The organism is Salmonella sp. 741265050_HSA (assembly GCF_046569445.1).
Classification (GTDB): Bacteria; Pseudomonadota; Gammaproteobacteria; order Enterobacterales; family Enterobacteriaceae; genus Salmonella; species Salmonella enterica.
Window position 1 is genome coordinate 130,825 of record NZ_JBKFSV010000004.1, and the last position, 12,571, is coordinate 143,395.

Sequence of the window (12,571 nt, forward strand, 5' to 3'; positions counted from 1 at the left end):
TGTCACAGCCAATCAACGTATAGCTTGCGGATAAGCGCGAGGTAATACCATTCCTTATCCGTCTTTGTGTATTCATTATTATGCTATGTCATGACGGTATGCTGTGCGCAGGATGACACTCGCGTTACTCCACAGCAAACGCTTTGTCCAGTTTGCTATAACCAAGCCCATTGATTTTTTTCACTTTTATCTGCACAGGGATACGTTCTTTCATGGCTTCCACGTGGCTAATCACACCGATGGTCTTCCCGCTGGCATTCAGCGCGTCGAGCGCATCCAGCGCGGCGTCCAGCGTTTCGCTATCAAGCGTGCCGAAGCCTTCGTCGAGGAACAAAGAATCAATGCGCGTTTTATGGCTGACCAAATCTGATAACGCCAGCGCCAGCGCCAGGCTGACCAGGAAACTTTCGCCGCCTGATAACGTTCGCGTATCGCGCACGGCGTCGGCCTGCCAGGTATCGACAACCTCCAGTTCCAGCGCGTCGCTGGCTTTGCGCTGCAATAAATAGCGGCCATGCAGGCGGGTGAGCTGATGATTCGCCAGCCAGACCAGATTATCCAGCGTCAGTCCCTGGGCGAATTTGCGGAACTTATCACCTTCTTTAGAGCCGATCAGCGCATTGAGATAGCCCCAGTCTTCCACTTGCTGAGAGGCTTGTTTCATTTCCGCCATCAGCGCCCGTTGGCGCTGCCGATTATCTGCATCCTGTTTAATTTGCTGGCGGATTTCCCCCTGGCGTGTCGTGTTTTCACGCAGTTGTTGCGCCAACTGCGCCAGCCGCTGCGCGAGCTGCTCCGCCGTACACGTTGGGTTCAGACCGGCGGGCGGCTGTTGCTGATGGTCAGCCAGCGCCTGCGCGGACTGCGCGCTTAACGCCTTCGCTTGTTGTAGCTGACTTTCCAGCGTTTGTTGTTGTTTTTCCAGACGGGTCACGGTCTCTTCATCCAGCAACGCCGCCAGGAACGTTGCCTGGCTGTCAAACGGGCTATTTTTTAACGCCGCATCAAAGTGCGCTATCGCCTCGGCGGCGCGCTGCTGCTCCTGCGTCGTTTGTTCCTGCAGGGTTTGCAACTGGCTTTGTAATGACACGCACTCATCATGCGCCTGCCGCCAGTTATCCAGCGGCACGTCGTCGTCGGAATCCGCGGTATCCGTTTGCGGTAGCGTTTCCAGCAACGGGGCAAGCCTGTCGATCTGCGTTTGCAAATCCGCGAACTCGGTCTGACGCTGTTGCCATATTTTCGCTTCGTCGGCGCGCTCATTCAGCCACGAAGCCTCGTCTTCTGGCGCTGGAAGGGAAAGCGTATACTGCGCCAAATCAGCCGTCAGCGACGCCTGACGCTGCGCAATCTGCGCGGTAAAGCGCGCTACCTGTTCAGTATGCGCCGCGATTTGCGTTTGTAGAGCATGACGCTGGCTGAGCTGATCCAACTGTTGCTCATGCTCTTCCGCGGCGGCCAGCCAGCCCGCGAGGTCTTCTTGCGGCTGGAGCTGAACGCCCAGCGTAGCGCATAGCGTTTGCCATTCCTCAGTAAGCGCTTGCTCCTCCTGCAACAACGACTGCGCCTCGCTTTCATCCCGCTGTAATTGTTGCGTTAAGGCATCTAACTGTCCTCGCAGCGCCGCGCCTTCTTCCGCCAGCGTTTTGACCTCTTTTTCCAGCGCGTCGCGGCGGGTTTGATTCGCGCTCAGTTCCAGCGCCTGATAGGCGGCGATGGCGGGGTGCGTCGTCGAGCCGCAAAGCGGACACGGCTGGCCGGACTGTAAGTGCGCCCGCTGGCTTTCCAGATCTTTGATGCGCGCCTCCTGCTCGCAAATAGTGCGAACGTCCGCAAGCTCCTGCGCTTTAGTCTTATAACTCAGGCGCTTATCCGCCAGACGTTGGGTGTATTGCGCCTGTTCCTGATGATGACGCGCGATAGCTGCCTGTAGCTGCGCCTGACGCTTTTGTTTCGGGTGAATTTGCCCCTGAAGCGCGGCGAGACGATGGCGTAGCGGACGCTGCCGGGTATGCAATGCCCTGGCTTCCGCCAGCGCCTGTGGCGTGAGGTCGAGCGTGAGCGGCGGTAGCGCATCACGCTGACGCGTATCGCTCAGCAACTGCTGTTGCCATTGGCTCAGTTGCGCCCGATCGTGGGATTGTTGTGTTAATAATGCTCGCCACCCCGCCAGTTCGCTGCGCCAGACGCGGATGCCGTCGTGTTCCGCCAGCCATGTCTTCAACCGCTGCCCTGTGGCGTTCAGTTGCGTGAATTGTCGATGCGCGCAGGCGCGGATACGCTGGCGCAGGCGATACGCGCTTTGTAAGCGAGCATTCACTTCATCACTGTGCTGGCGAACACGCTCAACGGCGCGGGTTTGTTCCTGAATGCGCTCCCAATGCGGGCGCAACTGGCGAGCAGGTTGCGCCAGCGTCAGCGCCGCGAGCTGCGGCTGCGCTTTTTCTCGCGCCTCTTGCGCCGCGTACAGCGCCTGCTGCCGGGCGTGTAATTCAGTGTGGAGCTCGTTTTTTCGGGTCAGCCAGTGAAGGTGCTGCTGCTGTCCCTGCTGGTCGGCCAGCAGGCGTTTCTCTTCGTCAGTAAGCGCCTGCAAACTGGCTTCCAGTTGCTGTAACTGTTCGTCCGCCAATAGGGCGACGCCGCTGGCCTGCGCTTGTAACTTTTCCAGTTCGAGACGGGCTGATTTATGTTTTTCAAATACCTGTGCGGAGATCTGCCCGTAAATCTCAGTGCCGGTGAGCTCCTCCAGAAGCTCTGCGCGCTCTTTCGCTTTGGCGTTAAGAAAGGCGGCGAACTGCCCCTGTGATAACAACATCGAACGGGTGAAGCGCCCGTAGTCCAGCCCGGTCAACGTGGCGATCATCTCCAGTTTATCCTTTACCTTATCGGCAAAGATCTTTCCGTCTGAACACCGCGCCAGCTCCACGCGTGGGGCCTGGAGATTGCCGTCAGGCTGATTTCGGGCTCGGTTCTGGCTCCAGAACGCGCGCCAGGCTTCGCCTTTTACCTCAAACTCTACTTCGGCCAGACATTCCGCCGTATCGCGCGTCATCAAATCGTTTTGCGACTGCGATACCGTATTCAGGCGCGGCGTTTCGTGGTACAGCGCCAGGCAGATGGCGTCAAGCAAGGTGGTTTTTCCCGCGCCGGTCGGGCCGGTAATGGCGAATAACCCGTTACTGGCAAACGGTTCGGCGGTAAAGTCGACCTTCCATTCTCCTTTCAGCGAGTTCAGGTTTTTCAGACGCAAACTGAGAATTTTCATGCCTCATGCTCCTCATTCAACGCGTAGAGCGTGCTGGAAAAGAGCTGATTCAGGCGCTCGCGCTGCGGGGTATCTAACGCTTCCAGCGCCAGACGCCGCGCAAAAACCTCTTCCACGCTAAGCTCGCTTAATGTTTCCCGCCGCTCGTTCGCCAGCGAGCGCTCGCGCTGTTCGCGGCTACGGCGCACCAGTAATACCTCTACGGGGAGTGACTCCGTTAATGTCTGTATTCTGCGTTGGATATCGTGCAGATAGTCATCGGTTGTGATTTCAATATCCAGCCAGACGGGGGGCGATTGCTCAACGCCGCGCCACTGCTCAAGCTGTTCGGTAATTGATGCCAGGTCGCCTTTTAAAACCGCCAACGGTTGAGTCACGGGGACAGCCAGACTTTCGGTACTTTGCCATTTTCCCTGCTCGAAGGTCACCAGATGCACGCATTTGCTTTTGCCGCACTCATCAAAGCTGAGGGCGATGGGCGAGCCGCAATAGCGGATATGCTCTGTGCCGCCGACACATTGCGCGCGGTGAATGTGTCCCAATGCGATATAATCCGCTGGGGGGAAATGCTGCGCCGGAAAGGCATCCAGCGTACCGATATAAATGTCGCGAACCGCATCGCTTTTGCTGGCGCCGACGGTGGTTAAATGCCCCGTCGCGATAACCGGCAGCTTTCGTTCGCCGCGTAGCTGGCATGCTTCCTGATACTGCTGTTGATAATAATCGGCAATTGCATGAAGAAGTTGCTGCTGTTTCTCGCTGCCGGATAATCCCGCCTGACTGGTAATAATGTCGCGCGGGCGCAAAAAGGGAATGGGGCACAGTACGGCGCCCGGAGAACCGTCGCGACGATGAAGTAGCCGCGGCGCATAGCCCGCGCTGGCGATCACGGTTGTATTGAGAAACGCCAGAATGTCGCGCGACTCGTTTAGCGTGGCGACGGAATCATGATTACCGGCTAGCACCACCAGATGACAGCCCGTTTGCTGTAAATTAACGACGAAACGGTTATAAAGTTCTCGGGCATAGCTTGGCGGCGAACCGGTATCAAAAATATCGCCAGCGACAATAATGGCATCCACCTGATGGGCCTGCGCGGTCTCCAGCAGCCAGTCCAGAAAAGCCTGATGCTCCGCGGCGCGGCTTTTACTGTAGAAGTTTTGTCCCAGATGCCAGTCAGAGGTGTGGAGGATGCGCATAATTGTTCCATGCAAAAAAAGCGTGAACGGGATTATACACGTCATCCCCTCCATTTTTGGGCGCAATTTACCGCCGGTACACGGTAATGCACGGTTTCACCGGTGTCATAAATCATCAACATGCTATCAATGCCGCCTTTTTTTTTCATAAATCTGTCATAAATCTGACGCATAATGGCGCGGCATTGATAACTAACGACTAACAGGGCAAATTATGGCGAGACGTATTCTGGTCGTAGAAGATGAGGCGCCGATCCGTGAAATGGTGTGCTTCGTGCTCGAACAAAATGGCTTTCAGCCCGTAGAAGCCGAAGATTATGACAGTGCGGTGAATAAACTTAATGAACCCTGGCCGGATCTCATCCTTCTTGACTGGATGTTGCCCGGCGGGTCAGGGTTACAGTTTATTAAACATCTCAAACGTGAAGCCCTGACCCGGGATATTCCGGTGGTTATGCTGACCGCGAGAGGTGAGGAAGAAGATCGCGTGCGCGGGCTGGAAACCGGCGCTGACGATTACATTACCAAGCCGTTTTCCCCCAAGGAGTTGGTGGCGCGCATTAAAGCTGTTATGCGGCGCATCTCGCCGATGGCGGTCGAAGAGGTGATCGAGATGCAGGGACTGAGCCTTGATCCTGGCTCTCACCGCGTGATGACCGGCGACAGCCCGCTGGATATGGGGCCGACCGAATTTAAATTACTCCATTTCTTTATGACGCACCCGGAACGGGTTTACAGCCGCGAACAGCTACTCAATCATGTCTGGGGCACCAATGTGTACGTTGAAGACCGGACGGTCGACGTGCATATTCGCCGTTTGCGTAAGGCGCTGGAGCACAGCGGCCATGACCGGATGGTGCAAACGGTACGCGGGACAGGGTATCGTTTTTCGACCCGCTTTTAATGCCTTTTCCGCCAGTAGAACACAGGTTTCTGGCGGAGAAGGCTTTCCATTCTTGAGGGAGTATGACGCGTGCTGGAACGGCTGTCATGGAAAAGGCTGGTGCTGGAGCTGGTGCTCTGTTGCATCCCCGCGCTTATCCTTAGCGCTTTTTTTGGTTATCTGCCGTGGTTTTTACTGGCGGCGGTGACGGGACTGCTTGTCTGGCATTTCTGGAATTTATTACGCCTCTCCTGGTGGCTTTGGGTCGACAGAAGTATGACGCCGCCGCCGGGACGGGGAAGTTGGGAACCGCTGTTATACGGTTTACACCAGATGCAGTTGCGAAATAAGAAGCGTCGCCGCGAGCTGGGGAACCTGATTAAACGTTTTCGCAGCGGCGCGGAGTCGCTGCCTGATGCCGTGGTACTGACCACAGAAGAGGGCGGTATTTTTTGGTGTAACGGTTTGGCGCAACAGATACTGGGGCTACGCTGGCCGGATGACAACGGGCAGAATATTCTCAATCTACTGCGTTATCCGGAGTTTACCCAGTATTTAAAAACGCGTGATTTCACCCGTCCGCTTCATTTGGTGCTCAATACCGGGCGGCATCTGGAGATCCGCGTTATGCCTTATACCGATAAACAACTCCTGATGGTGGCGCGCGATGTGACGCAAATGCATCAGCTTGAAGGCGCCAGACGTAACTTTTTCGCCAACGTTAGCCATGAGTTGCGTACGCCCCTGACGGTATTGCAAGGCTATCTGGAAATGATGCAGGAACAGGCGCTGGAGGGGGCGACGCGAGAGAAAGCGCTGCATACGATGCGCGAGCAAACGTATCGTATGGAAGGGCTGGTAAAACAACTGCTTACGCTGTCTAAAATTGAGGCGGCCCCGGCGCTGTTATTAAATGAAAAAGTGGATGTACCAATGATGCTGCGGGTCGTGGAGCGTGAAGCGCAGACGCTCAGCCAGCAGAAACATACCTTTACGTTTGAGGTCGACGATAGTCTTAGCGTACTGGGCAATGAAGAGCAGCTACGTAGCGCGATCTCAAACCTGGTGTATAACGCGGTAAACCATACGCCGGCGGGAACGCATATTACGGTGAGCTGGCGACGTGCCGCGCATGGCGCTGAATTTTGCATTCAAGATAACGGTCCGGGAATTGCTGCCGAGCATATTCCTCGTCTGACCGAACGCTTCTACCGCGTCGATAAAGCGCGTTCGCGGCAAACGGGCGGCAGCGGCCTGGGATTGGCGATTGTGAAACATGCGTTGAATCACCATGAAAGCCGCCTTGAAATCGACAGTTCGCCTGGCAAAGGAACGCGATTTAGCTTTGTGCTGCCGGAACGTTTAATTGCCAAAAATAGCGATTAATTGCCTTTCGTAAGTATAACTTTCCATAAGCCAGCGGATGCTGGCTTATTTTCTTTGCAGTTAAGATGGTCTCGTTGAAACATTCAACGTTTGGTGATTTTTTGTTCGCATGATTAGCCATAACTTTTTCATGAGAATGGTGTTTTATTCTGGTTGTAAATTTCATATCGCTATATTCATCTGGTTTTTAGATCCCACCTTGCTTTAAAACGTTATAAGCGTTTAAATTGCGCTTCAGGTGCTGTCATTACGACTGCATTTGCGCGGTAAATCGAAAAACAATTCTTCGCCGCATCGGTCCGGGAGCTTTTCCCGCTGAAATTGATAAAAAACGCCGCTTTATAATCCTCCGGGAAAGGCAAAAATTTTAATGTTTACAACATCACCATCCACAGGCAGTAAGACTTTATGACCCATCAGTTAAAATCGCGCGATATCATCGCCCTGGGCTTTATGACATTTGCGCTGTTCGTTGGCGCAGGCAATATTATCTTTCCTCCTATGGTCGGTTTGCAGGCGGGTGAACACGTCTGGACAGCCGCTATTGGTTTTCTGATTACCGCCGTAGGGCTACCGGTTCTTACTGTTGTGGCGCTGGCGAAAGTCGGCGGCGGCGTAGACAGCCTCAGTACGCCGATTGGTAAAGTGGCGGGACTCCTGCTGGCGACCGTTTGCTATCTGGCCGTCGGGCCGTTATTTGCGACGCCGCGTACCGCGACGGTGTCGTTTGAGGTCGGTATCGCTCCGTTGACCGGCGATTCTGCAATGCCGTTGCTGATTTACAGCGTGGTCTATTTCGCTATCGTTATTCTGGTTTCCCTCTATCCGGGTAAGCTGCTGGATACGGTGGGGAATTTCCTGGCGCCGTTGAAAATTATTGCGCTGGTCATCCTTTCCGTCGCGGCTATCGTTTGGCCTGCCGGTCCAATCAGCAACGCCCTGGACGCTTATCAGAATGCGGCCTTTTCTAACGGATTTGTGAACGGCTATCTGACGATGGATACGCTGGGCGCGATGGTGTTTGGTATCGTTATTGTGAACGCGGCGCGTTCTCGCGGCGTGACCGAAGCGCGCCTGTTGACGCGTTACACGGTCTGGGCCGGCCTGATGGCGGGCGTGGGGCTGACGCTGCTTTACCTTGCCTTGTTCCGCTTAGGTTCTGATAGCGCGACGCTGGTCGATCAGTCAGCGAACGGCGCGGCGATTCTTCATGCCTACGTTCAGCATACCTTTGGCGGCGCGGGAAGCTTCCTGCTGGCGGCGCTGATCTTTATCGCGTGTCTGGTGACGGCGGTGGGGCTGACCTGCGCCTGCGCTGAGTTTTTCGCGCAGTATATTCCGCTGTCTTACCGCACGCTGGTCTTTATTCTCGGCGGCTTCTCTATGGTGGTGTCAAACCTTGGACTGAGCCATCTGATTCAAATCTCCATTCCGGTGCTGACGGCTATCTATCCGCCGTGTATCGCACTGGTTGTATTAAGTTTTACCCGCTCATGGTGGCATAATTCCACCCGCATCATCGCGCCGGCCATGTTTATCAGTCTGCTTTTTGGTATCCTTGACGGCATCAAAGCATCTGCCTTTGGCGATATGCTGCCAGCCTGGAGTCAGCGTTTACCGCTGGCGGAACAGGGACTGGCGTGGTTGATGCCAACGGTGGTGATGGTGATCCTGGCGATTATCTGGGATCGCGCGGCGGGTCGGCAGGTGACCTCCAGCGCTCACTAAAATCGCTGACATATGTGTACACCACGGGGCTTAACGCCCCGTGGTTTTTTATTGTGTTGATAGGTCAGAAATTGATGGAAAGCAATAATAAGCTAAAGCGTGGGCTGAGCACCCGGCACATTCGCTTTATGGCATTAGGTTCGGCAATCGGCACCGGCCTGTTTTACGGCTCGGCGGACGCCATCAAAATGGCGGGGCCGAGCGTGCTGTTGGCCTATATTATTGGCGGGGTCGCGGCATATATCATTATGCGCGCATTGGGGGAAATGTCCGTTCACAACCCTGCCGCCAGCTCATTTTCGCGCTATGCGCAGGAAAACCTCGGCCCGCTTGCGGGCTACATTACCGGCTGGACCTACTGTTTTGAGATCCTGATCGTCGCCATTGCCGACGTGACCGCGTTCGGCATTTACATGGGAGTCTGGTTCCCCGCCGTGCCGCACTGGATTTGGGTACTTAGCGTGGTGCTGATCATTTGCGCCATCAACCTGATGAGCGTCAAGGTGTTCGGCGAGCTGGAGTTTTGGTTCTCCTTCTTCAAAGTCGCCACCATTATTATCATGATTGTCGCGGGTATCGGCATCATTGTGTGGGGAATTGGCAACGGCGGGCAGCCGACCGGCATTCATAACCTGTGGAGTAACGGCGGCTTCTTCAGCAATGGCTGGCTGGGAATGATCATGTCGCTGCAAATGGTGATGTTCGCTTACGGCGGGATTGAGATTATCGGTATCACCGCCGGGGAAGCGAAAGACCCGGAGAAATCCATTCCGCGCGCCATTAACTCAGTACCGATGCGTATCCTGGTATTTTATGTCGGCACGCTGTTCGTCATTATGTCTATCTATCCGTGGAATCAGGTCGGCACAAACGGCAGCCCATTTGTGCTGACGTTCCAGCATATGGGGATTACCTTTGCCGCCAGCATTCTGAACTTTGTGGTATTGACCGCCTCGCTTTCCGCTATCAACTCCGATGTGTTTGGCGTAGGCCGTATGCTGCATGGTATGGCGGAGCAGGGGAGCGCGCCGAAAATTTTTGCCAAAACGTCACGCCGTGGTATTCCGTGGGTCACTGTACTGGTGATGACGATTGCGCTGCTGTTTGCGGTTTACCTGAACTACATCATGCCGGAAAACGTCTTCCTGGTGATTGCTTCGCTGGCGACGTTTGCGACGGTATGGGTATGGATTATGATCCTGCTGTCGCAAATCGCCTTCCGTCGTCGTTTACCGCCGGAAGAGGTAAAAGCGCTGAAATTTAAGGTGCCGGGCGGTGTCGTAACGACGATAGCGGGTCTGATTTTCCTGGTCTTCATTATTGCGCTTATCGGCTACCATCCGGATACCCGCATCTCACTGTATGTGGGCTTCGCCTGGATAGTTCTGCTGTTGATTGGCTGGATATTTAAACGCCGTCGCGACCGTCAATTGGCGCAGGCGTAGTCGTTTTTCTCTGCCTTATCCGGTCTGCAGGCAACGGCAGGCCGGATAAGCGGAGCCGCTTCTCCTCCTGGAGTCTCCTCCCCTAATAAACCCCTGGATGATGAGTTATCCTTTAAATCTCTATGGCAAGGTGGCCCCATTTTCAGTAGAGGGGATACGAGATGTTGAATGCCTGGCACCTACCGGTTGCCCCATTTGTGAAGCAACATAACGATAAATTAACCATTACGCTGTGGCTGAGCGGAGAAAATCCGCCGTCTCGCGTGACGTTGCGCTCAGAATTCGATAATGAAGAAATCTCACTGGCGATGCGCAAACAGCGCCGCCAGCCGCAGCCGGGCGTGACGGCGTGGCGAGCGACGCTCAATATCGCGTTAGGGCAGCCCCGTCGCCGTTACAGCTTTAAATTGCTTTGGCATGACCGCCAGCTTTGGTTTACGCCGCAGGGACTTAGCCGTTTTCCGCCTGCGCGGCTGGAACAATTTGCGGTTGATGCGCCGGATAGCGGCCCGCAGTGGGTCGCCGATCAAATTTTTTATCAGATCTTCCCGGATCGTTTTGCCCGCAGCGCGACGCGTGAAGCCGATCAGGACCGGGTGTATTACCATCATGCCGCAGGTCAGGAGATTGTGCTGCGCGACTGGGACGATCCTTTAACCCCCCAGGCGGGCGGTTCCACCTTTTACGGCGGCTGTCTGAATGGCATTTGTGAGAAGCTGCCGTATCTGAAAAAACTGGGCGTCACAGCGCTATATCTGAATCCGGTATTTACCGCGCCGAGCGTCCATAAGTACGACACGGAAGATTATCGCCATGTCGATCCGCAATTTGGCGGCGATCGGGCGCTGCTACGCCTGCGGCGTGAAACCCAGGCGCAGGGCATGAGGCTGGTGCTGGATGGCGTGTTTAATCATAGCGGCGACTCGCATGCGTGGTTTGACAGGCATAACCGCAGCACTGGCGGCGCGTGCCATCACCCGGACTCGCCGTGGCGCGACTGGTACTCCTTTTCACCACAAGGCGTGGCGCTGGACTGGCTGGGTTATCCGAGCCTGCCGAAACTCGATTATCAATCAGAAACACTGGTCGATGAGATCTATCGCGGTGAGGACAGTATCGTTCGTCACTGGCTAAAGGCACCGTGGAATATGGACGGCTGGCGGCTGGATGTCGTACATATGCTGGGCGAGGCGGGCGGGGCGCGCCACAATTTGCAGCACGTCGCCGGCATTACCCGGGCGGCAAAAGAGGCGCAGCCTGAAGCCTATATTGTGGGGGAACATTTCGGCGATGCGCGGCAGTGGCTACAGGCCGATGCGGAAGATGCCGCCATGAATTATCGCGGCTTCACCTTCCCGCTATGGGGATTTCTCGCCAATACTGATATCGCTTACGAACCACAGCATATTGATGCCCGGACCTGTATCGCGTGGATGGATAACTACCGCGCCGGGCTGTCACATCAGCAACAACTACGCATGTTTAATCAACTCGACAGCCATGATACTGCGCGCTTTAAAACCTTGCTCGGTAAAGACGCGGCGCGCCTGCCGCTGGCGGTGGTCTGGCTGTTTACATGGCCCGGCGTGCCATGTATTTATTACGGCGATGAAGTCGGCGTGGACGGCGCAAATGACCCCATGTGCCGCAAACCGTTCCCGTGGGATGAACGCAAGCAGGACGGCAACTTGCTGGCGCTGTACCAGCGTATGGCGAAACTGCGTCAGCGCAGTCTGGCGCTGCGTCGTGGCGGATGCCAGGCGCTGTATGCCGAAGGTGACGTAGTGGTATTCGTGCGGGTTTATCAGCAGCAGCGGGCGCTGGTGGCGATTAACCGGGGCGAGGCCTGTGAAGTGGCGCTGGAAGCGTTGCCGTTGCTGAACGTGGCCGGATGGCAATGTAAAACGGGAAGCGGTAACATCCGCGAGGGAAGACTTCGTTTACCCGCGATTTCCGCGACGGTATGGATGAATCGTTGAGGCGAGGTGGTTCGTAACACCTCACGCATAAAAAAGGCTCGCATTCGCGAGCCTTTTATCAATGCACTGACTTACAGGCTGGAAATGTTCTCAGCCAGGTATTTAGCCACGCCGTCCGGAGAGGCGTTCATGCCTTCTTTGCCTTTTTCCCACTGCGCCGGGCAGACATCGCCGTGCTCTTCGTGGAACTGCAGCGCGTCGACCATACGCAGCATTTCGTCGATGTTACGACCCAGCGGCAGATCGTTTACGACCTGGTGGCGAACAATACCGTTAGCGTCAATCAGGAAAGAGCCGCGCAGCGCAACGCCTTCGTCCGGATGTTCGATACCGTAAGCTTTCTGAATTTCACGCTTCACGTCAGCAACCATTGCGTATTTCACCGGGCCAATGCCGCCTTTATCGACAGGGGTGTTACGCCATGCGTTGTGGACGAACTCAGAGTCGAAAGAAACGCCGACCACTTCAACGCCGCGCTTCTGGAATTCTTCATAACGTTTATCGAAGGCGATCAGCTCAGACGGGCAAACAAAAGTGAAGTCCATCGGCCAGAAGAACAGAACGGTTGTTTTACCATTGGTGTGCTGTTTGAAGTTGAATTTATCAACAATCTCACCGCTACCCAGTACCGCCGCAGCGGTGAAATCCGGGGCCTGACGAGTAACCAGTACCATAATAATTCTCCT

Annotated in this window: 8 protein-coding genes; 5 read left to right on the forward strand and 3 right to left on the reverse strand. The window is 55.3% G+C overall.

Annotated elements, in window-relative coordinates; translation table 11 throughout:
- Positions 1 to 124: 124 nt before the first annotated feature.
- On the reverse strand, positions 125 to 3,265 hold the full coding sequence (sbcC, locus tag ACLD4F_RS11515) for an exonuclease subunit SbcC (protein ID WP_411010849.1): 3,141 nt from the start codon (positions 3,263 to 3,265) through the stop codon (positions 125 to 127).
- On the reverse strand, positions 3,262 to 4,464 hold the full coding sequence (sbcD, locus tag ACLD4F_RS11520) for an exonuclease subunit SbcD (protein ID WP_039589587.1): 1,203 nt from the start codon (positions 4,462 to 4,464) through the stop codon (positions 3,262 to 3,264). The genes sbcC and sbcD overlap by 4 nt, the downstream gene beginning before the upstream one ends.
- A 214-nt stretch (positions 4,465 to 4,678) precedes the next feature.
- On the opposite strand from sbcD, the gene phoB reads away from it, so the two are divergent.
- The 5 genes from phoB (at position 4,679) to malZ (ending at position 11,885) form a co-directional block, all read left to right on the forward strand.
- Positions 4,679 to 5,368 (forward strand): phosphate response regulator transcription factor PhoB, encoded by a 690-nt coding sequence (gene phoB, locus ACLD4F_RS11525; RefSeq protein ID WP_000113918.1) that lies wholly within the window; start codon positions 4,679 to 4,681, stop codon positions 5,366 to 5,368.
- 69 nt (positions 5,369 to 5,437) lie between these two features.
- On the forward strand, positions 5,438 to 6,733 hold the full coding sequence (gene phoR / locus ACLD4F_RS11530; protein ID WP_000893642.1) for a phosphate regulon sensor histidine kinase PhoR: 1,296 nt from the start codon (positions 5,438 to 5,440) through the stop codon (positions 6,731 to 6,733).
- 408 nt (positions 6,734 to 7,141) lie between these two features.
- Positions 7,142 to 8,461, forward strand: coding sequence for a branched-chain amino acid transporter carrier protein BrnQ (brnQ, locus tag ACLD4F_RS11535; RefSeq protein ID WP_000149625.1), 1,320 nt, complete (start codon positions 7,142 to 7,144; stop codon positions 8,459 to 8,461).
- 74 nt (positions 8,462 to 8,535) lie between these two features.
- Positions 8,536 to 9,906, forward strand: a complete 1,371-nt coding sequence (gene proY, locus ACLD4F_RS11540) for a proline-specific permease ProY (RefSeq protein WP_000445556.1) — start codon at positions 8,536 to 8,538, stop codon at positions 9,904 to 9,906.
- 161 nt (positions 9,907 to 10,067) lie between these two features.
- The gene (malZ, locus tag ACLD4F_RS11545; protein ID WP_411010850.1) at positions 10,068 to 11,885 is read left to right on the forward strand and encodes a maltodextrin glucosidase; all 1,818 of its coding nucleotides are present in this window, start codon (positions 10,068 to 10,070) and stop codon (positions 11,883 to 11,885) included.
- Between the two features lie 71 nt (positions 11,886 to 11,956).
- Here malZ and ACLD4F_RS11550 read toward each other — a convergent pair whose 3' ends face one another.
- Entirely contained in the window at positions 11,957 to 12,559 is a 603-nt protein-coding gene (locus ACLD4F_RS11550; protein ID WP_000244731.1) for a peroxiredoxin, read from the reverse strand.
- Positions 12,560 to 12,571 lie beyond the last annotated feature (12 nt).

Excerpts from the sequence above, each read along its gene's own strand:
- malZ (WP_411010850.1), top strand. The coding sequence starts at position 10,068 with ATGTTGAATGCCTGGCACCTACCGGTTGCCCCATTTGTGAAGCAACAT.
- sbcD (WP_039589587.1), bottom strand. The coding sequence starts at position 4,464 with ATGCGCATCCTCCACACCTCTGACTGGCATCTGGGACAAAACTTCTAC.
- brnQ (WP_000149625.1), top strand. The coding sequence starts at position 7,142 with ATGACCCATCAGTTAAAATCGCGCGATATCATCGCCCTGGGCTTTATG.
- ACLD4F_RS11550 (WP_000244731.1), bottom strand. The coding sequence starts at position 12,559 with ATGGTACTGGTTACTCGTCAGGCCCCGGATTTCACCGCTGCGGCGGTA.
- phoB (WP_000113918.1), top strand. The coding sequence starts at position 4,679 with ATGGCGAGACGTATTCTGGTCGTAGAAGATGAGGCGCCGATCCGTGAA.
- proY (WP_000445556.1), top strand. The coding sequence starts at position 8,536 with ATGGAAAGCAATAATAAGCTAAAGCGTGGGCTGAGCACCCGGCACATT.
- sbcC (WP_411010849.1), bottom strand. The coding sequence starts at position 3,265 with ATGAAAATTCTCAGTTTGCGTCTGAAAAACCTGAACTCGCTGAAAGGA.